The organism is Neisseria sp. HMSC061B04, assembly GCF_001836705.1.
In the GTDB taxonomy this organism is placed as follows: Bacteria; Pseudomonadota; Gammaproteobacteria; order Burkholderiales; family Neisseriaceae; genus Neisseria.
Window position 1 is genome coordinate 134,718 of record NZ_KV830189.1, and the last position, 24,427, is coordinate 159,144.

21 protein-coding genes, 1 tRNA gene and 1 riboswitch are annotated in these 24,427 nt (G+C 54.8%); of the genes, 9 read left to right on the top strand and 13 right to left on the bottom strand.

What is annotated here, in order from left to right; all coding sequences use genetic code 11:
- Positions 1 to 58: 58 nt before the first annotated feature.
- The 6 genes from HMPREF2661_RS05300 to murJ all read left to right on the top strand — a co-directional run bounded on the left by HMPREF2661_RS05300 (position 59) and on the right by murJ (position 5,967).
- Positions 59 to 568: an OmpH/Skp family outer membrane protein gene (locus tag HMPREF2661_RS05300; protein ID WP_070822631.1), complete on the top strand. Its 510-nt coding sequence runs from the start codon at positions 59 to 61 to the stop codon at positions 566 to 568.
- Positions 569 to 669: 101 nt separating this feature from the next.
- On the top strand, positions 670 to 1,710 hold the full coding sequence (gene lpxD, locus HMPREF2661_RS05305) for a UDP-3-O-(3-hydroxymyristoyl)glucosamine N-acyltransferase (RefSeq protein ID WP_070822633.1): 1,041 nt from the start codon (positions 670 to 672) through the stop codon (positions 1,708 to 1,710).
- Between the two features lie 73 nt (positions 1,711 to 1,783).
- Positions 1,784 to 2,233: a 3-hydroxyacyl-ACP dehydratase FabZ gene (fabZ, locus tag HMPREF2661_RS05310; RefSeq protein ID WP_003681704.1), complete on the top strand. Its 450-nt coding sequence runs from the start codon at positions 1,784 to 1,786 to the stop codon at positions 2,231 to 2,233.
- A gap of 75 nt (positions 2,234 to 2,308) precedes the next feature.
- Entirely contained in the window at positions 2,309 to 3,085 is a 777-nt protein-coding gene (gene lpxA, locus HMPREF2661_RS05315; RefSeq protein ID WP_070822635.1) for an acyl-ACP--UDP-N-acetylglucosamine O-acyltransferase, read from the top strand.
- Positions 3,086 to 3,243: 158 nt separating this feature from the next.
- The gene (gene lpxB / locus HMPREF2661_RS05320; protein ID WP_070822649.1) at positions 3,244 to 4,419 is read left to right on the top strand and encodes a lipid-A-disaccharide synthase; all 1,176 of its coding nucleotides are present in this window, start codon (positions 3,244 to 3,246) and stop codon (positions 4,417 to 4,419) included.
- 9 nt (positions 4,420 to 4,428) lie between these two features.
- Positions 4,429 to 5,967 carry a murein biosynthesis integral membrane protein MurJ gene (gene murJ / locus HMPREF2661_RS05325; protein ID WP_049349283.1) on the top strand — a complete coding sequence of 513 codons (1,539 nt, stop codon included), beginning with the start codon at positions 4,429 to 4,431 and terminating at the stop codon, positions 5,965 to 5,967.
- Between the two features lie 90 nt (positions 5,968 to 6,057).
- Here the strand turns inward: murJ and thiC are convergent, their stop codons facing one another.
- Positions 6,058 to 7,947 (bottom strand): phosphomethylpyrimidine synthase ThiC, encoded by a 1,890-nt coding sequence (gene thiC, locus HMPREF2661_RS05330; protein WP_070822637.1) that lies wholly within the window; start codon positions 7,945 to 7,947, stop codon positions 6,058 to 6,060.
- 93 nt (positions 7,948 to 8,040) lie between these two features.
- Positions 8,041 to 8,140, bottom strand: a riboswitch (TPP riboswitch).
- A gap of 109 nt (positions 8,141 to 8,249) precedes the next feature.
- On the opposite strand from thiC, the gene HMPREF2661_RS05335 reads away from it, so the two are divergent.
- Positions 8,250 to 8,326 (top strand) — tRNA-Met (locus tag HMPREF2661_RS05335).
- A 151-nt stretch (positions 8,327 to 8,477) separates the two neighbouring features.
- On the opposite strand, the gene HMPREF2661_RS05340 is transcribed toward HMPREF2661_RS05335, so the two are convergent.
- Positions 8,478 to 9,623 (bottom strand): FUSC family protein, encoded by a 1,146-nt coding sequence (locus tag HMPREF2661_RS05340; protein ID WP_049323643.1) that lies wholly within the window; start codon positions 9,621 to 9,623, stop codon positions 8,478 to 8,480.
- Between the two features lie 154 nt (positions 9,624 to 9,777).
- Between HMPREF2661_RS05340 and rnhB the strand changes: the two genes are divergently transcribed.
- A complete protein-coding gene (gene rnhB, locus HMPREF2661_RS05345; protein ID WP_036493965.1) occupies positions 9,778 to 10,371 on the top strand; it encodes a ribonuclease HII in 594 nt (197 codons plus the stop codon).
- Positions 10,372 to 10,427: 56 nt separating this feature from the next.
- Here rnhB and HMPREF2661_RS05350 read toward each other — a convergent pair whose 3' ends face one another.
- On the bottom strand, positions 10,428 to 11,432 hold the full coding sequence (locus HMPREF2661_RS05350) for a quinone-dependent dihydroorotate dehydrogenase (RefSeq protein ID WP_049323641.1): 1,005 nt from the start codon (positions 11,430 to 11,432) through the stop codon (positions 10,428 to 10,430).
- A 248-nt stretch (positions 11,433 to 11,680) separates the two neighbouring features.
- Here HMPREF2661_RS05350 and HMPREF2661_RS05355 point away from each other — a divergent pair, with 248 nt between their 5' ends.
- The gene (locus HMPREF2661_RS05355) at positions 11,681 to 13,690 is read left to right on the top strand and encodes an OPT family oligopeptide transporter (protein ID WP_049323639.1); all 2,010 of its coding nucleotides are present in this window, start codon (positions 11,681 to 11,683) and stop codon (positions 13,688 to 13,690) included.
- A 347-nt stretch (positions 13,691 to 14,037) separates the two neighbouring features.
- On the opposite strand, the gene waaA is transcribed toward HMPREF2661_RS05355, so the two are convergent.
- From waaA to HMPREF2661_RS05405, 10 genes are all read right to left on the bottom strand, one after another.
- Entirely contained in the window at positions 14,038 to 15,300 is a 1,263-nt protein-coding gene (gene waaA, locus HMPREF2661_RS05360; protein ID WP_049323638.1) for a lipid IV(A) 3-deoxy-D-manno-octulosonic acid transferase, read from the bottom strand.
- A gap of 138 nt (positions 15,301 to 15,438) precedes the next feature.
- Positions 15,439 to 15,870: a plastocyanin/azurin family copper-binding protein gene (locus HMPREF2661_RS05365; RefSeq protein WP_063068540.1), complete on the bottom strand. Its 432-nt coding sequence runs from the start codon at positions 15,868 to 15,870 to the stop codon at positions 15,439 to 15,441.
- Positions 15,871 to 16,036: 166 nt separating this feature from the next.
- A complete protein-coding gene (locus tag HMPREF2661_RS05370; protein ID WP_070822639.1) occupies positions 16,037 to 16,804 on the bottom strand; it encodes an ABC transporter ATP-binding protein in 768 nt (255 codons plus the stop codon).
- Between the two features lie 10 nt (positions 16,805 to 16,814).
- Positions 16,815 to 17,861: a FecCD family ABC transporter permease gene (locus tag HMPREF2661_RS05375; protein ID WP_049323635.1), complete on the bottom strand. Its 1,047-nt coding sequence runs from the start codon at positions 17,859 to 17,861 to the stop codon at positions 16,815 to 16,817.
- Positions 17,862 to 17,977: 116 nt separating this feature from the next.
- Entirely contained in the window at positions 17,978 to 19,093 is a 1,116-nt protein-coding gene (locus HMPREF2661_RS05380) for an ABC transporter substrate-binding protein (protein WP_049323634.1), read from the bottom strand.
- Between the two features lie 512 nt (positions 19,094 to 19,605).
- Positions 19,606 to 21,369 (bottom strand): phosphoenolpyruvate--protein phosphotransferase, encoded by a 1,764-nt coding sequence (gene ptsP, locus HMPREF2661_RS05385; protein ID WP_070822641.1) that lies wholly within the window; start codon positions 21,367 to 21,369, stop codon positions 19,606 to 19,608.
- Positions 21,369 to 21,638 (bottom strand): HPr family phosphocarrier protein, encoded by a 270-nt coding sequence (locus HMPREF2661_RS05390; protein ID WP_003747940.1) that lies wholly within the window; start codon positions 21,636 to 21,638, stop codon positions 21,369 to 21,371. Before HMPREF2661_RS05390 ends, ptsP begins: the two co-directional genes overlap by 1 nt.
- Before the next feature lie 43 nt (positions 21,639 to 21,681).
- Positions 21,682 to 22,110: a PTS sugar transporter subunit IIA gene (locus HMPREF2661_RS05395; protein WP_003747942.1), complete on the bottom strand. Its 429-nt coding sequence runs from the start codon at positions 22,108 to 22,110 to the stop codon at positions 21,682 to 21,684.
- Between the two features lie 57 nt (positions 22,111 to 22,167).
- On the bottom strand, positions 22,168 to 22,731 hold the full coding sequence (locus HMPREF2661_RS05400; RefSeq protein ID WP_003747943.1) for a hypoxanthine-guanine phosphoribosyltransferase: 564 nt from the start codon (positions 22,729 to 22,731) through the stop codon (positions 22,168 to 22,170).
- 110 nt (positions 22,732 to 22,841) lie between these two features.
- A complete protein-coding gene (locus HMPREF2661_RS05405) occupies positions 22,842 to 24,371 on the bottom strand; it encodes an ABC transporter permease (protein ID WP_070822643.1) in 1,530 nt (509 codons plus the stop codon).
- Positions 24,372 to 24,427: the final 56 nt, after the last annotated feature.

The window sequence follows — 24,427 nt, forward strand, 5'->3', positions numbered from 1 at the left end:
AGATTGGCGGCAGGCTTATTGCCAACCGCCTGTCTGTTTTCAAGCAAGGATTTTTATCATGAGTAAAATAGCCGGCACCCTCCGTGTCCTCGCCGTAGCCCTGCCGGGTTTCGTGCTGTTGCCGCAAGCGGCGGCGGATGGCGTACAGAAAATCGGTTTTATCAATACCGAGCGCGTTTATCAGGAATCCAAGCAGGCGCAAAACATTCAGATGACTTTGGAAAAAGAGTTCAAAAGCCGTCAAACCGCCTTGCAAAAGCTGCAGCAGGAAGGTGAGGCTTTGGAGCGAAAACTGAGCAGCGACAAGCTCAGCGACAGCCAAAGGGAAGCGGAAACCCAAAAATGGCGCAATCTGGTACAAAAATTCCGCAAGCAGCAGGCCGAGTTGGCAGAAGACTACAACCTGCGCCGCAATGAAGAATTCGCCGCGCTCCAGCAAAATGCCAACCGCGTCATCGTCGATTTGGCCAAACGCGAAGGTTACGACTTCATCTTGCAGGACGTGATTTACGTCAACGGTCGTTACGACATTACCGACAGCGTTATCAAAGCCCTAAACGCTCACTGACCCTGCTCGGCAGCGAATGCAACCATACAGACAAACCTAAGGCCGTCTGAAACCCAAACCGGCAGCTTTCAGACGGCCTGACATCTTGACGGCAGATTATCATGACTTCACAAGCATACACCCTGTCCCAAATCGTTTCCCAACTCGGCGGCGAATGGAAAGGCGAAGACATCGCCATTACCGCCGTCCGTCCGTTGGATCAGGCGCAGGCGGAACACATCAGCTTTTTGGCCAACCCGAAATACAAAGCCGAAGTACACGACAGCTGGGCAGGCGCAGTGATTGTGTCGCCGAAAGCCGCAGACGAATTTGCAGGCCGCAACCTGATTGTGGCTGCCGACCCTTATCTTTATTTTGCCAAAGTGGCACGATTGTTCTCGCCGATTGTCAAAGCACAGGGGGGCGTACATCCGACCGCCGTTGTCGAGGTCAGCGCCAAAGTACCGGCAAGCTGCGAAATCGGTGCGAATGCCTATATCGGCGCGAATGCCGTATTGGGCGAAGGCTGCCGTATTTTGGCCAATGCCGTTGTCCAACACGATTGCACGTTGGGCGATGAAGTCGTGCTGCATCCCAACTCCGTCATCTATTACGGCTGCACTTTGGGCAACCGTGTCGAAATCCACAGCGGCGCCGTCATCGGCGCGGACGGTTTCGGCTTGGCCTTTGCCGGCGATTCATGGTTTAAAATTCCGCAAACCGGCGCAGTCACGCTGGGCGATGATGTGGAAATCGGTTCAAATACCAACATCGACCGTGGCGCAATGAGCGACACAACCGTCGGCAACGGTACCAAAATCGACAACCAAGTCCAAATCGGCCACAACTGCAAAATCGGTTCGCACACCGTTATCGCCGCCAAAACCGGTATTTCCGGCAGTGTTACCATCGGCAATTATTGCATTATCGGCGGCGGTGTCGGCACGGTCGGACACATCGAAATCGCCGATAAAACCACCATCGGCGGCGGCACATCCGTTACCCACAGCATTACCGAAAGCGGCCAGCATCTGGCCGGTATTTTCCCGATGTCGGGCTACAAAGACTGGGCGCGCAATGCCGTTTATATCCACCGTTTGAGCGAAATGAACAAACGCCTCAAAACGCTGGAAAAACAGTTTGCCGACAGCGACGAAGCCTAAAGGCGGCGCAAACAGTCCGCGCCCCGCATCCGAATACGTTTAAACCCAATACAAACAAGGAAAGACGAACATCATGGACGTACAACTCCCGATCGAAGCCAAAGACATTCAAAAACTTATCCCACACCGTTATCCGTTTTTGCAACTCGACCGCATTACCGCGTTCGAACCGATGAAAACCCTGACTGCGATTAAAAACGTGACCATGAACGAGCCGCAGTTCCAAGGCCACTTTCCCGACCTGCCCGTGATGCCCGGCGTGCTGATTATCGAAGCCATGGCGCAAGCGTGCGGCACACTCGCCATCCTCAGCGAAGGCGGCCGCAAAGAAAACGAATTTTTCTTCTTCGCCGGTATCGACGACGCCCGTTTCAAACGCCAAGTCATCCCCGGCGACCAACTGGTTTTTGAAGTCGAGCTGTTGACCAATAAACGCGGTATCGGCAAATTCAACGCCGTTGCCAAAGTCGACGGCCAAGTTGCCGTTGAAGCCGTGATTATGTGCGCCAAACGCGTGGTGTAAGAATGGGACAGGCCGTCTGAAAGCTTCAGACGGCATCTTGCAGGCAATACCTGTATCAGACAGCAAGGAAACAGCATGACCCTTATCCATCCGACCGCCGTCATCGACCCTAAAGCCGAACTCGACTCCAGCGTCAAAGTCGGCCCGTACAGCATCATCGGCCCCAATGTGCAAATCGGTGCGAATACCGAAATCGGCCCGCACGCCGTCATCAACGGCCATACGACCATCGGTGAAAACAACCGCATTTTCCAATTTGCCAGCCTCGGCGAAATTCCGCAGGACAAAAAATACCGCGACGAGCCGACCAAGCTGATTATCGGCAACGGCAACACCATCCGCGAATTTACGACGTTCAACCTCGGTACGGTTACCGGCATCGGCGAAACCCGTATCGGCGACGATAACTGGATTATGGCCTACTGCCACCTCGCCCATGACTGCGTGGTCGGCAACCATACCATCTTCGCCAACAACGCCTCACTCGCAGGGCATGTGACCATCGGCGACTACGTCGTCTTGGGCGGCTACACGCTGGTGTTCCAATTCTGCCAAATCGGCGATTACGCCATGACTGCGTTTGCCGCCGGCGTACACAAAGACGTGCCGCCGTACTTCATGGCCGCAGGCTACCGCGCCGAACCGGCCGGCCTCAACAGCGAAGGTATGCGCCGCAACGGTTTCACCGCCGAACAGATTGCCTCCGTCAAAGATGCGTATAAAACCATTTACCATCGCGGCATTCCGTTTGAAGAAGCCAAGGCAGAGATTCTGAAACGCGCCGAAACCCAAAGCGAATTGGCGGTATTTAAAGACTTTTTTGCACAATCCACACGCGGCATTATCCGTTGATGGATGGATTGAAGGCCGTCTGAAACCTTTTCAGACGGCCTTTGGATTGCAAAAATCCGCGCAGTAGGGCAGGTTTCCTGTCCGTTTGCCGCCGATGCCGTCTGAAAACGGGTGGGCAAATGTCTGCCCAAAATCTTTTAGCGTTTAAACCTCAACACATGAATTCCAATCCTTCCCCCCTTATCGCCATCAGCGTCGGCGAAGCTTCCGGTGATTTGCTCGGCGCACACTTAATCCGTGCCATTAAGGCGCGTTGTCCGAATGCGCGGTTTACCGGCATCGGTGGCGAGCGCATGAAGGCGGAGGGTTTCGAGAGTTTGTACGATCAGGAAAAGCTGGCGGTACGCGGTTTTGTTGAGGTCATCAAACGCCTGCCGCAGATTTTGAAAATCCGCAAAGGGCTGGTAAACGATTTAATCCGCCTCAAGCCGGATGTGTTTATCGGCATCGATGCGCCGGACTTCAATCTCGGCGTGGCGGAAAAACTCAAGCAGGCAGGCATTCATACCATTCATTACGTCAGCCCGTCGGTTTGGGCGTGGCGGCGCGAGCGGGTCAATAAAATCGTGCATCAGGTCAACCGCGTGTTGTGCCTGTTTCCGATGGAGCCACAGCTTTATATCGATGCCGGCGGCAAGGCTGAGTTTGTCGGCCATCCGATGGCGCAAACCATGCCCGTGGAAGCGGATAGGGCGGCGGCGCGGCAGAAGCTGGGCGTGCCTGCGGATGTGCCCGTGTTTGCCATCTTGCCCGGCAGCCGCGTGAGCGAAATCGATTACATGGCGGCGGTGTTTTTTCAGACGGCCTTATTGCTGTTGAAACGTTATCCGCAGGCACAGTTTTTGCTGCCTGTGGCGACGACCGCAACGCGCAAACGTATTAGCGAAATTTTGGCGAAGCCTGAGTTCTCCACCCTTCCCATCACGTTGACCGACAAGCAGTCGGATACGGTTTGCACCGCTGCCGACGTGGTATTGGTCACCAGCGGTACGGCGACTTTGGAAGTGGCCTTGTGCAAACGGCCTATGGTCATCAGCTACAAAATTTCGCAGCTGACTTATGCGTATGTGAAAAACAAAATCAAAGTGCCGCATGTCGGTTTGCCTAATATTCTGTTGGGTAAAGCCGCCGTTCCCGAGCTGCTGCAACACGATGCCGTCCCTGAAAAACTGGCGCAGGCCGTGGCAGACTGGTATGACCACCCTGAAGCCGTGGCTGCGTTGGAACAGGATTTCCACGCCTTGCATCTGCTGTTGAAAAAAGATACGGCGGCATTGGCAGCAGCGGCAGTATTGGAAGAAGCCGGATTTTCAGACGGCCTGAAAGACAATTAAGGAAAACACATGAATTTATTGGGAGCCTTGGCCAAGGTTGGTAGCCTGACAATGGTGTCGCGCATTTTGGGCTTTGTGCGCGATACGATTATCGCCCGTGCGTTTGGTGCAGGCATGGCGACGGATGCGTTTTTTGTCGCGTTCAAACTGCCCAACCTGTTGCGGCGCGTGTTCGCAGAGGGCGCGTTTGCCCAAGCCTTCGTACCGATTTTGGCGGAATACAAAGAAACCCGTTCGCCCGAAGCCACGCAGGCGTTTGTGCGTCATGTGGCCGGTATGTTGTCGTTTGTGTTGGTCATCGTTACCGCGCTGGGCATACTTGCTGCGCCGTGGGTGATTTATGTTTCCGCGCCCGGTTTTGCCAAAGACGCCGATAAGTTTCAGCTCTCCATCGACCTGCTGCGGGTAACGTTTCCTTATATTTTATTGATTTCACTATCCTCTTTTGTCGGTTCGATACTCAATTCCTATCATAAATTCGGCATTCCCGCCTTTACGCCGACATTTTTAAACATCTCCTTTATCGTCTTTTCCCTGTTTTTCATACCGTATTTTGATCCGCCTGTTATGGCGTTGGCGTGGGCGGTGTTTGTCGGCGGCGTGTTGCAGCTGGTGTTCCAACTGCCTTGGTTGGCGAAACTGGGCTTCTTGAAAATGCCCAAACTCAGCTTTAAAGACGCAGCGGTCAACCGCGTAATGAAACAGATGGGGCCGGCTATTTTGGGCGTGAGCGTGGCGCAGATTTCCTTGGTCATCAACACCATTTTTGCCTCGTTTTTGCAGTCCGGCAGCGTGTCGTGGATGTATTATGCCGACCGACTGATGGAATTGCCGACCGGCGTTTTGGGCGTGGCACTCGGTACAATTTTGTTGCCTACCTTGTCCAAACACGCAGCCAGTCAGGATACCGAGCAGTTTTCCGGCCTACTCGACTGGGGTTTGCGCCTGTGTATGCTGCTGACCCTGCCTGCAGCCGTCGGCCTTGCCGTGTTGTCTTTCCCTCTGGTTACGACCTTGTTCATGTACCGCGAATTTACGCTGCACGATGCGCAAATGACCCAATATGCGCTGATTGCCTATTCCTTCGGCTTGATCGGTCTGATTATGATTAAAGTGTTGGCGCCCGGTTTCTACGCCCGCCAAAACATCAAAACCCCCGTTAAAGTCGCTATTTTCACGCTGATTTGCACGCAGTTGATGAACCTCGCCTTCATTTCTCCACTCAAACACGTCGGCCTGTCCCTCGCTATCGGTTTGGGCGCGTGTTTGAATGCAGGTTTGCTGTTTTTCCTTTTGCGCAAACACGGCATCTACCGCCCCGGCAAAGGTTGGGCTGCATTTTTGGTCAAAATGGCCATCTCTTTGGTCGTCATGGGCGGCGGTTTGTGGCTGGCGCAATATTATCTGCCGTTTGAATGGGTGCACGTCGGCGGCTTTAAAAAAGCAGGCCAACTCTGCGTCCTGATTGCCTTGGGAGGTGGCCTCTACTTCGTTTCCCTAGCCGCGCTCGGCTTCCGTCCGCACCATTTCCGCAGGGTGGAAAAATAAGCAGCCAGAGGGCGTATTGCTTGGTTTAAAGACTATTCGCTAAAAAGGCCGTCTGAAACATTTTCAGACGGCCTTTTCTTGTTTTACGTTTTAACTGTAAAGCTTCGCTCCTTTTTTGACGAACTCAATCGCTTTTTCTTCCATGCCTTGCTGCTTCGCTTTTTGCTTGTCAGCGTAGTCGCGCACTTCCTGCGTGATTTTCATTGAGCAGAATTTGGGGCCGCACATCGAGCAGAAGTGGGCGATTTTCGCGCCTTCGGCGGGCAGGGTTTCGTCGTGGAAGCTCTCGGCGCGTTCGGGGTCGAGGCTTAAGCGGAATTGGTCGCGCCAGCGGAACTCGAAACGCGCCTTGCTCAGGGCGTTGTCGCGTAATTGTGCGCCCGGCCAGCCTTTGGCGAGGTCGGCGGCGTGGGCGGCGAGTTTGTAGGTGATGATGCCGGTGCGCACGTCTTCTTTGTCGGGCAGGCCGAGATGCTCTTTCGGGGTAACGTAGCAGAGCATGGCTGTGCCGTACCAGCCGATATTGGTCGCGCCTATGCCCGAGGTGATGTGGTCGTAGCCGGGGGCAATGTCGGTAACGAGCGGGCCGAGGGTGTAGAAAGGTGCTTCAAAGCAGTGTTGCAGCTCTTCGGTCATGTTTTCTTTGACGCGTTGCAACGGCACATGGCCGGGGCCTTCGATCATGACTTGGACGTCATGTTCCCACGCTTTGGCGGTCAATTCGCCCAAGGTGTGCAATTCGGCGAATTGGGATTCGTCGTTGGCATCGGCAATGCAGCCGGGGCGCAGGCCGTCGCCGAGGCTGAACGATACGTCGTAGGCTTTCATGATTTCGCAGATTTCGTCGAAATGCGTGTAGAGGAAGTTTTCCCGATGGTGGGCGAGACACCATTTCGCCATGATGGAGCCGCCGCGCGATACGATGCCGGTGAGGCGGTCGGCCGTCATCGGTACATAGCGCAGCAACACGCCTGCGTGCAGGGTGAAATAGTCCACGCCTTGTTCTGCCTGCTCGATTAAGGTGTCGCGCACCAAATCCCAAGTCAGGTCTTCGGCGATGCCGCCGGTTTTTTCCAAAGCCTGATAGATGGGCACGGTGCCGATGGGGACGGGCGCGTTGCGGATAATCCATTCGCGCGTTTCGTGGATGTGTGCGCCTGTGGACAAATCCATAATCGTGTCTGCACCCCAACGCAGCGACCATACCATTTTTTCGACTTCTTCGGTCAGGCTTGAGGTTACGGCGGAGTTGCCCAAGTTGCCGTTGATTTTGACGCGGAAGTTGCGGCCGATAATCATCGGTTCGAGTTCGGGGTGGTTGATGTTGGCAGGGATAATCGCGCGTCCGGCGGCGATTTCTTGGCGCACAAATTCGGGCGTGATTTGGTCAGGGTGGGTCGGGATGTTCGCACCGAAACTTTGCCCTGCGTGCTGCTTCAAGAGCTTGGCGTATTCAGGCCGTCTGAAAAGCTCGTCCAACTTCATGCGTTCGCGTATGGCGGCAAACTCCATTTCGGGCGTAATGATGCCTTGTCGGGCGTAGTGAAGCTGGGTTACGTTTCGTCCTGCTTTGGCGCGGCGCGGACGGGTGATTTGGTTGAAACGCAGATGGGCGGTTTTCGGATCGTGCGCGCGTTCGGTGCCGTATTCGCTGGAGAGCTTGGGCAGGATTTCGGTATCGCCGCGTTCGTCCAGCCATGCAGTGCGGACGTGCGGTAAACCCTGTTTCAGATCGATGTGCGCCGCCGGATCGCCATATGCGCCGCTGGTGTCGTACACTGGAATCGGCGGATTGGCTTCCGTACCTTGCGCCGTGTAGGTGTCGTCCTGACGGATTTCGCGCAAAGGCACGCGGATGTCGTCGCGGCTGCCTCGCAGATATACACGTTCGGAGTTGGGATATTGGAAGCGGATGCCGATGTCTTCGCTCAAGTCGGAAAGACGGCGCGCCTCATTGCCGGTTTTTTTAGCGGTAGTCATAAAAATTGCTCCTGTTTCTCGGTTATGAAATGGAAACAGGAGCATTGCTTTTTTTCAGACGGCCTTGCGGATATCTTCAATCAACCGTCTAAAATCACCTTTGCCGAAACTCCCCACGCAGGTATTATCCTGTTCGGGTGTAAAGGGTATTTCTCAGCCGCTCGGTTTGAAAGCAGCACCCCTGTTTCTTTATTAACGAAAATTAAACCACGCGGCCGGTTTTTTGTAAAGCAACGTTTGGATATTTTCTGTCAAAAACGCTTGACAGCGATTCCGTTTTTCCGTATAGTTACAACTTCTGACGCGGGATGGAGCAGCATGGTAGCTCGTCGGGCTCATAACCCGAAGGTCGTAGGTTCGAATCCTGCTCCCGCAACCAAATATAAAAATCCCCTGCAATCGCAGGGGATTTTGCTTTATGCAGCATTTATTGCGGATGAATTGATGGAAAGGCCGTCTGAACCATTGGGTTTCAGACGGCCTTTTGCTGTCTTGCGGCGGGGTTTGGGTAAAAATACGACAGGCTTTTTTCAGACGGCCTCTTCCGATTTGGGCTTGTTGTCGTTGCGCAGGTGTTCTTTCAGGCGTTGCAATTCTTTTTTGTCCAACCATTTATTGCGCGAACGTTGCAACAGGATCACCAATGCGGCGATTTCGTTACGCATATTGGTGCTGAGCCAGAGGAAGCCTTGCCAGTCGTAATGCAGGCGGGCGGCCGGTTTGCTTAGTTCGGCATTGAGCGAAGTATCGATGCGGATGCGGCGGGCGTAGTGGCCTTTGATGAGGCGGACGGTCAGGCGCAGTTCGCGTTGGAGTTGGTTGAAATGGCGGTCGAGCAGGCGGATTTCGCTTTCGTTGAGCGTGGGCGCGCGCAGTTTGGCGGCGGTGGTCAGGAGCAGCTCGGTGGTGTTGACGATTTTGCGGTGGGCATGCTGCATGGCTTCCATCATATTGTTGCTGATGTGGCTTTCGCCGGATGTGGCGGCCAGATGGCTGCGGCTTTTGACCATGCGGGCGTTGATTTGGCGCATTTTAATCATGTTTTGTTCCAAACGCTCGCGCGTCATGCGCTTGCCGTTGCTGATTTCGGCAATCATTTTGGCGCAGTCGGTGAGGTTGTCGGCAAGCATGAAGCGCCACATGAGTGTGGAGCGCAGGGGCAGGAGTTTGGCGGCGGCAATGGCGATGGCGGCACCAATCAAAACGTTCATGGCACGCATCAGGCCGCTGTCGAGCCAGTGGTGGCTGCTGTCGCCGATGAGCATGCACATGGTCAAGCCGGCAAGCATGGCGACATAGCCGTTTTTGCCGACCGCAGACCAACCGGCCACTGCGCTGGCGGCACCGATAATCAGATAGAAGAAAACGCCGTCTTGCAAGTAATGCTGGTTCAACCATAAAACGGCCAAACCGACGCCCAAACCGATGGCCGTGCCGAGCATGCGTTCGACTGCTTTGGAGTAAATCGCGCCTTGGAATTGCAGCATGCCGAGGACGACAAAGACGGTCATGCCGATCCACTCGCCGTGTTGCAGGTGGAAGACTTTGGCCAAGAGGGTGGAAAACACGATCGCCAAGCCGAGGCGGAAGGCGTGGATATGGCGGCGATAGCGGTAGCGTTCGTAGGCGTTGAGCCAGCGTTCGGAAAAATGGAGGCGTTCGGATTGGGCAGGCATGTTGTAAGACGTATGGGTATGTGGGGATGTAAATTATAACTGATTGGTAAAGCAGATGAAATTTGAACTGTTCCCCAACGGTTTGAACTATTGCAGAATTTCTCTGCCGCAAGCGGATATAATGGCGGCTTTGAATCAGACAGGCGGTGAAGAAATGGCGACGGTTTTAAGCGCAGGCGTGGATGAAGCGGGGCGCGGCCCTTTGGTCGGCAGCGTATTTGCGGCGGCAGTGATTTTGCCGGAACATTTTGACCTGCCGGGTTTGACCGACTCAAAAAAACTGAGCGAAAAAAAGCGCGATATGTTGGCGCAGATGATTAAGGAACAGGCGGTTGCGTGGAGCATTGCCTTTGCCGACCCCGACGAAATCCTGCAACTGAACATCTTGCACGCAACCATGGCCGCGATGAAGCGCGCCATCGAGGGGCTGTCGGTCGTACCCGACAAAGTGTGGATAGACGGCAACCGCGTGCCGAAAGATTTGAATGTCCCTGCCGAAGCCGTGGTCAAAGGCGACAGCAAAATCATCGAAATCTCCGCCGCTTCGGTTTTGGCCAAAACCGCGCGCGACGCAGAAATGTATGAATTGGCAAAACGCTATCCGCAATACGGGTTTGACCGCCACAAAGGTTACGGCACGGCGCAACATTTGGCCGCATTGAAACAATACGGCGTCTTGCCGGAACACCGCCGCGATTTCGCACCGGTCAAAACCTTATTGGCACAAGGCAATCTGTTTGAAGAATGAAAGCACATTAAAAGGCCGTCTGAAAGATTTCAGACGGCCTTGTTTTTGGAAAAGTATTATTTCAACGCAGCCAAACACTCTTTAATCAACTCAGGGCCGCGATAAATCAAACCGCTGTACACCTGAACCGCACTGGCGCCCAAGCGGATTTTTTCTGCCGCGTCCTCGCCGTTCATAATGCCGCCGACGCCGATAATCGGCAGCTTGCCGTCAATGCGTTCTGCTAAAAGTTTCAACACCTGATTGCTTTTCTCACGCACGGGCAAACCGCTCAAACCGCCTTGTTCGCCTGCGAGCGGATGGCTGCCCAAGCTGGATTTGTCGATGGTCGTGTTGGTGGCGATGATGCCGTCCATTTCCACGGATTTAACCACATGGGCGATGTCGTCGATTTGCGCTTCGTCCAAATCCGGCGCGATTTTAACCGCCAGCGGCACATATTTGCCATGCGCGGCCGCCAGTTGCGCCTGTTTGTTTTTCAAGGCTTCCAACAATGCGCTCAACTCGTCGCCGCCTTGCAAGGCGCGCAGGTTTTTCGTATTGGGGGAGGAAATATTGACCGTGATGTAGCTCGCGTGGGCGTAGGCTTTTTCCAGGCAAATCAGATAATCGTCGGCCGCGTTTTCAATCGGTGTAACGGCATTTTTACCGATGTTGATGCCCAAAATGCCTTTAAAGCGGCTGTTTTCAATGTTGCGGATCATCGCATCGATGCCGTGGTTGTTGAAACCCATGCGGTTGATGATGCCTTGGTGTTCGGGAACGCGGAAAAGGCGCGGCTGCGGATTGCCCGGCTGCGGCTTGGGCGTTACCGTGCCGATTTCGACAAAGCCGAAACCCAAAGCGGCAAACGCATCGATGCACTCGCCGTTTTTGTCCAAACCTGCCGCCAAGCCGACTGGATTGGGCAGCTGCAAACCCATCAGCTCGGTTGGCCGGGTGTGGCTGTCCACCTTGGGCAGCAGGCCGAGTTTTTCGGCGGTACGCAAACTGTTGAGCGTGAAATGATGGGCCTTTTCAGCATCGAAACGGAACAGGATAGGACGGACGAGTGAATACATGGCGGCGGCTTTCTGAACGGTTGATGAATTTGGCGTTATTTTACCTGAAACCGTCAAACTGCCCCAAACGTCTGCATCGATATGATTTTATGGTTTGGCGTCAAATGAAAATAAATAGGGTTTTTGCGTGTAGTCGGATAGTTCATTAAAATGGTAAGAGAGAGGCTTTTCAGACGGCCTGATGGATGTATCAAAAGGCCGTCTGAAAAGTTTTGATTTGATTGTTTACCTGATACAGGAAGATTTTTATGAAACAGGCGGTTGATCCTTATGCGAGTTTCCGTGAGCTGACGCTGCGGGGGATAATTCTCGGCGCATTGATTACGGTGATTTTTACGGCATCCAATGTGTATTTGGGCTTGAAGGTGGGCTTGACTTTTGCGTCTTCGATTCCGGCTGCGGTGATTTCGATGGCGGTTTTGAAGTTTTTTAAAGGCAGTAATATTCTGGAAAATAATATGGTGCAGACCCAGGCTTCGGCCGCGGGTACGCTCTCCAGTATTATTTTTATTCTGCCGGGTTTGCTGATGGCCGGTTATTGGGCGGGCTTTCCGTTTTGGCAGACAACGCTGCTGTGTATGTCCGGCGGTATTTTAGGTGTGATTTTCACTGTGCCTTTGCGTTATGCGATGGTGGTGAAGAGCGATTTGCCTTATCCGGAAGGCGTGGCGGCGGCTGAGATTTTGAAGGTCGGCGACCATGATGCGGACAAACAGGAAGGCGGCAGCGGTATCAAGGAGTTGATGTCGGGCGGCGCTCTGGCCGGTTTGATGAGCTTCTGCGCAAGCGGTTTGCGCGTGGTGGCCGACAGCGCGAGCTTTTGGTTTAAAGGCGGCGCGTCGGTGTTTCAAGTGCCGATGGGCTTTTCGCTGGCTTTGCTGGGCGCGGGCTATTTGGTCGGACTGACCGGCGGTATCGCGATTTTGCTGGGTATTTCGATTGCCTGGGGTGTGGCCGTGCCTTATCTGTCGGCGCATATTCCGCAACCTGCCGATATGGAGATGATTCCTTTTGCGATGTCTTTGTGGAAGGAAAAAGTCCGTTTTATCGGCGCAGGTACGATCGGTATCGCGGCTATTTGGACGCTGTTGACTTTGATGAAACCGATGGTCGAGGGTATGCGCCTGTCTTTCCGCAATTTCGGCGGCGCGCAGATGACCGAGCGCACGGAACAGGATTTGTCGCCTAAGGCGATGATTGCTTGGGTGTTGGCGATGATGCTGGTGTTGGGCGTGTCTTTCTTCCACTTTATCGGCGACTCGCATATTTCCGGCGGTTTGGCTTGGCTGTTGGTGGTCGTATGTACGTTGCTGGCTTCGATTATCGGCTTTTTGGTGGCCGCGGCTTGCGGTTATATGGCCGGTTTGGTCGGTTCGTCTTCCAGCCCGATTTCGGGCGTGGGCATCGTCTCTATCGTTATTATTTCGCTGGTGTTGCTGTTGGTCGGTGAATCCGGCGGCTTGATGGCGGATGAGGCAAACCGCAAATTCCTGCTGGCGTTGACGCTGTTTTGCGGCGCGTCTGTGATTTGTGTGGCTTCGATCTCCAATGACAACCTGCAGGATTTGAAAACGGGTTATCTGGTAAAGGCAACGCCTTGGAAACAGCAGGTCGCGCTGATTGTCGGCTGCGTTGTCGGTGCATTGGTGATTTCGCCTGTGTTGGAGCTTTTGTATGAAGCCTACGGCTTTACCGGCGCGATGCCGCGTGAAGGCATGGATGCGGCCCAAGCCCTTGCCGCGCCTCAGGCAACTTTGATGACCACCATCGCCCAAGGTATTTTCTCGCACAATCTGCAATGGGATTATATTTTCACTGGTGTGGGCATCGGCGTGGCGTTGATTGCGGTCGATTTCACATTGCGCAAATCTTCCGGCGGCAAGCGCGCTTTGCCGGTATTGGCCGTGGGCATGGGCATTTACCTGCCGCCGTCTGTGAATATGCCGATTGTAATCGGCGCGGTATTGGCGGCGGTGTTGAAATCCGTCATTGCCCGCCGTCAGGAAAACCGTGAAGGCCGTCTGAAAAATGCGGAACGTATCGGTACGCTGTTTTCCGCCGGTTTGATTGTCGGCGAGAGCCTGATCGGTGTGATTATGGCGTTTATCATCGCCTTCTCCGTAACCAACGGCGGTTCGGATGCGCCTTTGGCCCTGAACCTGGAAAACTGGGATACGGCCGCCAAATGGCTGGGCTTGGCGTTTTTTGTTTTTGGTATGTTCGTGTTTGCACGCCGCGTGTTGAAAGCAGGACGTTAAGTTTGTAGGTTGAGAAAAGGCCGTCTGAAACCCAAAACATTGGGGTTTCAGACGGCCTTTTCAGTGGAAATTTGTTTGGAATGATTTTAGGAAGTTTGGGTATAATTGTTGCGGGGCTGGTAGCAAAAAAGCCCCATTGCAGTGGGGCTTTGTGCTGAAACCGCCCTAGAAAGGATGGTTTCAATCATGAAACATACCACTCGCACGGGTCGTTCATGACTGAGACTGCGGACAGTCGTTAGGATTATCCTAACCCTGTTCCTGCTCTTAGTCAATTAAACGGCTGAAAACAAAAAACTGTTTTTCAGTTTCCGCCTGTTTGTCATGAACAGGCGGTTTTTTATTGTTTAACGCTGATTCAAACAATCCGCAATCGCTTTGGCAATTTTGGCACTGGCGCCTTGGTGTTGCGAAATGAATTGCTCGGTGTGGCTGATCAGCTGTTGGCGCAGCGTTTCGTCGTCGAGGTATTGGCGCGTGGTTCTATACCAGGCTTCGGCGGTTTCGACGCGGACGGCGGCTTTGGCTTCGACTGCGCCTTTGCAGGCTTGGGCGAAGTTGTAGTTGGAGTAGCCGAAGAGGGTGGGGACGCGGCAGGCGATGGGTTCGATGATGTTTTGGCAGCCGGCATCTACGAGGCTGCCGCCGACGAAGGCAATGTCTGCGCTGAGGTAGTAGGCGGCAAGTTCGCCCATGCTGTCGCCTATCCAAACCTGTGTATCGGGGGAAACGGGTTGTCCGTCGCTGCGTTTTTGGACGGTATAACCAAGCGATTTGGCGGTATCGTAGGCCGTCTGAAAGTTTTCAGGGTGGCGCGGGACGATGACCAACAAAGCATTGTCGCGGTAGCCCTGCCATGCTTTGAGGAGCAGCTCGGCTTCGTCTGTGCCTTTGTACACGCGCGTGCTGGCGCAGACGACGACGGCTCGTGCGCCGATGCGTTCTTTAAAGGCGGCGGCAAGCGGACGCAGGTCGTCGGGGGGCGCGATGTCGTATTTGGTGTTGCCGCAGACGTGGACGTTGGATGCGCCGATGAGGTGCAGGCGTTCGGCATCGGCGGCGGTTTGGGCAAAGCAGCCGGAGAGGGTCTGCATGGCAGGCTCGACCAGTTTGCGGATTTTGAGGTAGCCGCGTTGGGATTTTTCGGAGAGGCGCGCGTTGGCCAGAAAGAGGGGAATGCCTGCTTTTTGGCAGCCGTGCATCAGGTTGGGCCAGATTTCGGTTTCCATCAAAATGCCGCAGATGGGGCGGTGTTCGGCTAAAAACCGGGCGACCCATTCGGATTTGTCGTAGGGCAGGTAACGGCATTGCGCATCGGGGAACAGGGATTGCGCGGTGGCGCGGCCGGTCGGCGTCATTTGGGTAATCAGAAACGGCGAGTCGGGAAAATGGCGGCGCAATGCTTGCACTAAAGGTTCGGCCGCACGCGTTTCGCCGACGGATACGGCGTGTATCCAAATCGGATGTTGCACGGGATTGGGATACGCCTGCCCGAAACGCTCGTCCCAATGCTCGAGATAGGCTGGGGATTTGAGGGCGCGGCGGCGCAGGTGGCGGCGGATCAGGAAGGGGGCGAGGTGCCATAGCGTGGCGTAAAGGCGGCGTATCATGCTTACGGGTCTTGTGTCGGAATAGGCCTATTTTATCGGAAACTGAAACGGAAGATATAGCTTTGATGCGTGTTTTACGCAAAGGAAACAGGCCGTCTGAAAGGTTTCAGACGGCCTTTAATGCAGGCATAAACGCTTTTACTTCACTTGCGCCATGTATTTTTTCAGACGGCCTTTGCTTTGCATGGCGCGGTTTTCCATTTCATCGACAACGGCTTGCGCTTTGGCTTTGTTCACCGGTTTGCCGACCTGAATCACGCCGCTCATGTTCATCATGCGGTGCGGCGGGCAGGTATAGACATACACGCCTTCTTTGTCGAGCTTGAGCGTGAAGTCTTTGCCGTCTTCGGATAGGAAGTCGGCAACGCCGTCGGGCAGGGCTTTGCTTTGCACCCAGTGTCCGCTGTTAGTAGCTTTGAAGGTAACAGTGTCGCCGACTTTGGCATTGACGTAGCCTGGTTCGAACACCATGCTGCCGTCTTTGCCGTTGTCGAGCATTTTGATTTCGTGGTTGGCGGCGTATGCGCTGAGGGAAGCAGTCAGCATCAGGAGAAAGAGTGATTTTTTCATGGGAAAGTCCTTTCTAAGGATAAAAAATAGAGGTCGGGCTGATGCGTCGAAGAAGTAAGCCTTGGGCTTACTGCCCTCTCCTTAATCCTCTTCCGCGGGAGAGGGGATAAGTTGCAGGGAGTTCGCAGGCCGGATGCTCAAATCCGACATTTCAGGAGCGGTTAAGTTACGCCGTCTGCCGCATCGGGCGGATAACGGGCAGGCCTTTGCTGTCGTATAAAAGTTCGATATCCACCTTGTACAGCCTGCCGATCATGTCCGCCTGCAATACGTCCTGCGGCGCGCCCTGCGCCTGTACTTTGCCTTCGCCGAGCAGAATCACGCCGTCTGAAAATTGCGCGGCGAGGCTCAAATCATGTAAGACCATTAGCGTAACCAGATTGTGTTCGTGCGTGTATTGCACCACGCGTTCTAAAAGATTGAGTTGATGGTGCATATCCAGCGCGCTGACCGGTTCGTCCAGCATCAGGATTTCGGGGCGGCGCAGCATGACTTGGGCAAACATCACGAGCTGCCGCTGTCCGCCGGAAAGCCGCATGACGTCGCGGTGCGCCAGATGGCCGATACCCAGCTCCGCCATGATACTTGCGGCTTCGTGCAGCAGTTCGTCGCCGACGTGCATGTGCAGCGCGTCCATGCGGCCGAGCAGCACGACTTCCAGCGCGGTCAGCGAGGCTTCGGCGGCGGTGTCCTGCGGCATATAGCCTATGCGTTTGCGCCAGCTTTGCAGGTGGATTTTGCTCAACATTTCGTCGCCGTAGCGGATGGTGCCTTTGTGCGCCACTTCGCCGAAAATCGTTTTCATCAGCGAGGATTTGCCCGTGCCGTTCGGGCCGAGCACGGAATAGACTTTGCCTTGTTCCAGCGTCAAATCGATATTGTCGGCGACGACATAATCGCCGCGCCGGATGTGTACGTTTTCAAGTTTCAACATTTCAGACGGCCTATCGTTTCGTTAATACAATCCAGAAGAAGAACGGCACGCCGACAAACGACGTAACGATGCCCACCGGAAACAGCGCGCCGGGGATAATCACCTTGGACAACACGCTGGCGACCGATAAAAACGCCGCCCCCGCCAGCATCGCGCCGGGCAGGAAGAAACGTTGGTCTTCGCCTAAAAGAATCCGCGCCACATGCGGCGCGACCAAGCCGATAAAGCCGATGACGCCGACAAAACTGATCGCCGTCGCCGTCATCACCGCCACCAACACCAGCGTTTTCAGGCGCAAAAATTGCAGATTGATACCCAGCCCGACGGCGCGCTCTTCGCCCAAACGCAGCGCGGTCAGCTTCCACACGTCGCGCGAAAGCAGAAACACGCATACCGCCGTAACCGCCGCCGTGACGATGACCGTCTCCCAAGTCGCCTTGGTCAAACTGCCGAACAGCCAAAACAGAATCTGCTGCGAAATCTCAGGCGCGGCGATAAACTGAATCAGCGACAAAATCGACTGAAACAGAAACAACAGCGCAATCCCCACCAACACCAGCATCGCCGAATTGAAGCGGCGCGCCGAGGCAAACAGAAACAAGATGCCCGAAGCCAGCATGGTCATCACAAACGCACCAATGGGGACGGCGACCGTTTCAGGCAGCCCGAAACCGCCGAACGCAATCACCACCGACGCGCCCAAACCCGCCGCCGCAGCCAAGCCCAGCGTATAAGGGCTGGCCATCGGGTTGTTCAAGAGCGTCTGAATCTCCGCCCCACCGACGCCCAAAGCCGCACCGACCACCAGCGCCATCACCGCAATCGGCAGGCGCAAATCCATCACAATCAGGCGGTTCATTTCATCGACTTCGGGTTTGCCCAGCAAAACATTAACCACTTCTCCGACAGGCAGCGTGTCCGTCATCGCCGGGCCGGTGGCGATGTCGAATAAGAAACTGACCGCCGCGATGATTAAAAACATCAAAACAATCAACCAACGCTTGCCTTCTAGCCTGCGCTGGTTTTTCACAATCTCGGCGACAACCGAATCATTCATGTTTCAAACCTTTAAAAAAGAGTGTTGTGAAAGGGGAGAACAGGTTTGCCTTTTTCTTCCGCAAAAATTTCAGACGGCCTTCCGATTTAAAAGGCCGTCTGAAAATCTAAACTACCTTATTGTCCTTTCGGATAGAGGTAGAACGTGCCGCTCGGAACGACGGGCAGGTTTTGGCGGTAGAAGTCCAGATAGGTTTTCTCAGGGTTGAAATCTTTAAACAACTGCGGATAAATCGCTTTGGCCATAAATTGAATCGATGCGCTGTCGGACAGCGTGCGCGAGTTGGCATGGTAGGCGGCGTAGAGGCGGTTGTTTTTAATCGCAGGCAGGTTCGCCCAGCCGGCGCGTTTGGCAAAACCAGCCAAGCGTTTTTCCGCTTCGGCTTTTGGAATGCCCCAGCCCATTACCATGGCGGCAGGGTTTTTCTTCAATTCGGTTTCGCGGCCGGTAATCACGATCACGTCGGGTTTGGCGGCGAGGACTTTTTCAGGATTGATCGGGCCGTAGAATTCAACCGAAGAAGCGGCGATATTGTTGCCGCCGACCAGCGTTGCCATCGAACCCCACATGCTTTTGCCGAAGGTAACGCTGTGTTCCGCAGGGCCTTTGTTGCCGAACTCGACATAGACTTTAGGCTTGGGCAGGTTGGCTTTTTGCACGCGCGCCTGGATGGTGTCGGCAACGCGTTTGTAGTCTGCCGCCAGTTTGTCGGCTTTTTGCTGCTGGCCGGTCAATGTGCCGATGAGTTTGGTCGATTGAACGTGTTTGGCCACTGTTTGCGCGTTGTAGTCCAACACGACGATGGGGATGCCGGCTTTGTTGATGCGGTCGAGATCGGAACCCAAAGCCTTGTATTGCCATTCGGCCAAAACCAGCAAATCGGGTTTCAATGCCAATACTTTCTCAATCGAGAATGTGCCGACTTCCACTTCGCCCACGTCGGCAAGCTGGTTCAACTTAGGCACGGCTTTGCTGAATGCCGCCCAGCTTGGTGGCGCCCAGTCGGCCCAAACTGCTTTGGAGAAACCGACGACGTTGTCCAGCGCGGTTTTACCGCCGATGGCCATGTAGTCTTGGTAATAGAAGCCCAAAACCACGCGTTTGGCAGGCAGGTCAACGGTTACCTTGCGGCCGACGGTATCGGTCAGCTGAACAGGTTTGGCAAAAGCGGATACGGAGCCGACTGATAAAGCTGCGACGGTAATCAAAGCAGAAAGTTGCGTAAATCTCATGAATCATTCCTTTAAAATATGATGATAATTACTATCTTTTTATAAATTTACAAGGTATTGAATCTTTTTTCAAGTGAATGTAGGGATAGACATATTTCGGAATAAAAAGTTGCATCATTAAAACGAAGGGATAGTGTTGATATAGGGCTTGGGTGTACTGAAGACCTAGTAAAAAGGAATGATATGGTGTGTCTAAAGCCATAGTGGGCAGTAGCAGGAAGGGATAGGTAAAGGGTTTTTATTGCAAAAAAATAAAAGGTATTCGGTTGAAAACAAGGCCGTCTGAAACCTTGTAATCGGGGTTCAGACGGCCTTTGGTGTGGGCATAAAAGTTTTATTTCACTTGCGCCCTATATTTTTCAGACGGCCTGTAAGCAGTATTTGGGAAAAGTGAAAAAGGTTGGTTTTTGAAAGGGCGAAATAGGGAAGAAGAGGGCTTGAGGGCGAATCGGGCATAAACTAAAAATGGGGACGAATAAAAAGGGCGTGTATCGAAACACGCCCTTGTTAGTTCAGACGGCCTGTGATTCCGCCTGCTCGCTTTGGTTGAGGATTTTAATCAGTTTCTCGGCTTTTTCCGGGTCTTCGCAGCGCAGGATTTTGGCGGCATCGTTTTCAAGATGGCCGGTGTGGCTGTGCAGGATGATGTTTTTAACCGAAAGCAGGTTGTTGGGGTTCATGGAGAATCGGCGCAAGCCCATGCCGAGCAACAGTCGGGTGAAGACGGTATCGCCGGCCATTTCGCCGCAGATGGAGACACCTTTTTCCATGCGGTTGGCGGTGCGGATGATGTGTTGCAGCGTTTTGAGGACGGCAGGGTGGCCGGGTTGGTAGAGGTGGCTGACGCTGTCGTCGCCGCGGTCGACTGATAGGAGGTATTGAATCAGGTCGTTGGTGCCGATGGAAACGAAGTCGACGAGCTTGAGGATGCTGCCGACGGTCATGGCGGCGGACGGGATTTCGATCATGCAGCCGATGCTGACCGGGCCGAAGGTTTCGCCGCGTTCGGTCAGCTGGCGTTGGGCCGTGTCCAGATGGATAAGGCATTGGCGCACTTCGGAAATAGATGTAATCATCGGCCACATCATGCGCACGGGGCCGTGGGCGGCGGCGCGGAGGATGGCGCGCATTTGGGTACGGAACATGACCGGCTCGGCGAGACACAAACGGATGCCGGTCAGGCCGAGCGCGGGGTTGAGGCTGCCGTTGGGCGTGCTGTTTTGGCCGAACCAGCGCGGATTTTTGTCGACGCCCAAATCGACGGTACGGATGGTGATGTTTTTGCCTTTGAGTTTTTTGACGATGCCGGCATAGACTTCGTATTGTTCGTCTTCGGTCGGCATGTTGTCGCGGTTGAGGTAGAGGAATTCGCTGCGGAACAGGCCGACGCCGTCTGCGCCGAAGTTGTGCAGGGCTTTGATGTCTTCGGCGGATTCGATATTGGCGAGCAACTCAATGTTGATGCCGTCGGCCGTGGTGGCGGCAGTTTTTTTGATTTTGTTGAGTTCGCGCTTGTGGCTGCGGTATTTGCGGGCGAGGCGGCGGTATTCGTTGAGGACGACTTCGTCGGGATCGATGATGAGGACGCCGTTGATGCCGTCGACGATGACGATTTCGTTTTCGGTGATGAGTTTGCGGGCGTTGTGCAGGCCGATGACGGACGGGATGTCGAGGCTGCGGCCTAAGATGGCGGTGTGGCTGGTCGGGCCGCCGGCATCGGTTACGAAGGCGGTAATGTGCTGCTCTTTGAATAGTACGGTATCGGCAGGCGAGAGGTCGTGCGCGATGAGGACGGTATCGTCAAACAGGTTGCCGGCAAGGTTGATTTCGTTGCTTTGGCCGACAAGGTTGTTGTGGATGCGGCGGACGACTTGGAGCATGTCCTGTTTGCGTTCGCGCAGGTAGTCGTCGTCGATGCTGTCGAACTGGGCGGCGAGCTTGTCGCTTTGTTGTTTTAATGCCCATTCGGCGTTGATTTTCTGCTCGCGCAAAATGTCGATGGGTTCGCGCGAGAGGGTAACGTCGGTCAGCAGCATGAGGTGTAGGGAAATGAACGCGCCCAATTCGGTCGGGGCGTTTTCGGGAATCGCGCTGCGCAATTGTTCCAATTCTTTGCGCGTGGCTTTGATGGCGTTGTCGAAACGGGCGACTTCGGTATCAAGTTTGTCGGGATCGATGTCGTATTGGGGGACTTCCGTTGTGCCGCGCGTGATGAGGTGGGCGTGGCCGATGGCGATGCCTTTGCCTGCGGCCACACCGTGTAGGACGATGCTCATTATTCGCCCTCGCCGAAGTAGTCGTTGATGAGGTCGGTCAACGCCTGCATGGCGGCGGCTTCGTCTGCGCCGTCTGTTTCCAGCTCAATCACGGTGCCTTTGGCGGCGGCCAGCATCATCAGGCCCATGATGCTTTTGCCGTTGACGCGGTTGCCGTTTTTGGTAACCCAGACTTCGCTTTGGAATTGGGAGGCGGTTTGGGTGAATTTGCTGGAGGCGCGCGCGTGCAGGCCGAGTTTGTTGATGATTTCGATTTCTTGTTTGAGCATGGATTTCCCCTAATGGTTGTAAAGTAAATGTTTTCAGACGGCCTTAGCCGTTTTCTTTGCACACCAGGTCTTCGGGTGCGGATGTAATGGCGAAAATGCCCCGGATGGCGGCTTCTTTGACGGTTTCGGTGAAGTCGGAGAGGTTTTCGGCTTGTGATGAGTATTGGATGGCTTTAATCATCATCGGGGCGTTGAGGCCGGTCAGGATGGCGGATTTGTTTTCGCGCACCAGTCGGCGTGCGGCGTTGCACGGGGTGGCGCCGAAGATGTCGGTCATGATCAGTACGCCGCGGTTGTCGGGAAATTCCTGCAAGGCGGCGATGGCGTTATTGATGATGTCGTTTTGGTCTTCATTGGGCTGAACGCCGAGAATACGGACGTTTTCGGGAAAGCCGTTGGGGAAGAAATGGTGGGTCAGCCCTTGGTAGGCTTCGCCTATGGTTTCGTGCGTGATGATAAGCAGGCCGATCATGATGTGTTCCTAGTGTTGGTTTGAGGCCGTCTGAAAACCTTTCAGACGGCCTTGGTTTTATTTGTTGTTTAAGGCGTAGATTTCGCCGAGGTTGCGCCAGCAGCCGGCGGCATCCATGCCATAGCCGAAGACGTAGCGGTTGGGCACGTCCAAACCGATATAGTCGGCTTGGGTCGGTTTTTCTTTGTCGATCAGCTTGTTGGCAAATACGGCCGCACGGCAGCTCGCCGCGCCCATTTCCAACAGTTTTTCCTGAATGGCGGCCATGGTGTGGCCTTCGTCCAAGATGTCGTCCAAAACGACGACATGACGGCCTTTGATTTGCTCGGGGTCGGGCATGCGTTTCCAGTTGAACGCGCCGCCTGCGAGTTTGTCGCCGTAGCGGGAAACGTGGACGTAGTCAAAGTCCAGAGGGAAGCGCAACAGCGGCAGCAGCTGTCCTGTAAACACCACCGCTCCACCCATGACAGGCAGCAGCAGGGGGTATTTGTCGGCCAAGTCGCGGGTGATGTCGTCGGCAACTTTTTGCAGGGCCGCGCGGCATTGTTCTTGGTCAAACAGCAAGTCGGCATTGTCCAGCATGGCTTGGGTTTCAAGGCGTTTGGTTTCTAAGTCGGTCATGATAGGTCGTGTTGGTTACGGTTAAAAACAAATTATATAGCGGATTCAATCAATTTTCGATACAGGCCGCAATGGCGCATGGGAAGGGAGGAAATTGAAACCGAACGCGTTCAGACGGCCTTTTGTCCTTCTGCTTCGTCCACCAGCAAAAATGCCGCCAAAGCCAAAGCGGTCAATACGGCCGTCAACACCATCGCCCGTCCGTAATTGTCCGCACCGGCGCGCCCGAGATAATCGTAAATCAAGGTGGTCAGCGTCTGCCATTCGGGGCGCGACAGGAACAATGTGGCTGCAAATTCGCCGATACACGTTGCCGAAGCCAAAGTCAGGCCGCGCCGTAAGGCCGGTTTTAATAAAGGCGCGGTTACATAACAGGCCGTCTGAAAACCGTTTGCGCCCATGGTGTGCGCCGCCTCCGCATAATCTTTGGGCAAACCGTCCCACGCAGCCAATACGTCTTTGGCCACAAACGGATACGCCAACAGCGCGTAAGTCGCCGTCAGCAGCCACAGCGAAGCCGTCCATTGCGGATAGAGCAGCAAAACACCAAACGCGATGCACACGGGCGACACCATAAACGGTAAAAACATCAGCGCGCGCAACCACGCCATTTGCCGTGCCGCTGCCGCATACAGCACGCCCAAAACCGTCGCTGCCGCCACGGCTGCCGCAGAGAAACGGATCGTGTTCCACACTGCCGCCCACGTTTGCGCTTCCAGCAAAACCGCCCACGAAGAGCCTGCTGTTGCCGCCTTGAGCCACACCGCCGCCAAAGGCAGCAGGCAGCACAGCACCAACATGGCCAATACCGTTGCCGTCAGCCATTTTTCCCAAGCCCGTACCGGCGCGCGCGGAGGCAAAGGCGAGACCGACTTATCCACCGCCACGCGCTTGCTCCAATACGCATACAAACCACCGGCCGCCGCCGTAGCCGCCAGAACCAGCCACACCAACACCGACGCACGCGCCATGTCCAACTCGTACGCCACCAGCCGGTAGATTTCCACTTCCACCGTTGCAAAACGCTCGCCGCCGAGCAGCAAGGCCAGCCCGAAGCCTGAAAAGCAATATAAAAACACCAAGCACGCGCCGCCGGCAACCCATGCACGCACCACCGGCCATTCGACCCAGACAAACCGCCGCCACGCGTCCGCGCCCAAAGATTGCGCCGACAGCAACCGCGCCTGCGGCACACGCACAAATCCCTGATACGCCGAGCGTACCAAAACCGGCAGGTTGAAAAACACGTTGCCGTAAATCAGCAGCCACGGCGTGTCCTGCCAACCTGCCGCCAGCATGCCGTGTGCGCCAAACAAGGCCAGCACGCCCATGCCTGCCACCAAAGTCGGCATCACAAAAGGCAGCATCAGCAGGCGCAAAACCGTGCGCCGTCCGGCAAAGTCCATCCGCGCCAGCACCCACGCCGCAGGCACGCCCAAAGCCGTGACCAAGACGCAGGTCAAAACCGCCTGCGCCACCGTCCAGCCCAAGCGCAGGCGCATATAGTCATCAGCCACCACTTCCGCCCAAGCGCCCTCGCCGTCGTAAAACGCCAGCGACAGCAAAGGCGCGGCCACCATGACCGCCAAGAAACCCAAAGGCAGCAGCAACAGCGCACACCGCCGAACCCAAACCTGCATCGATGCGTACCCGAGAATAAAAACGCCTATTTTAGCCCGAGTTCGGCGCAGAAGGT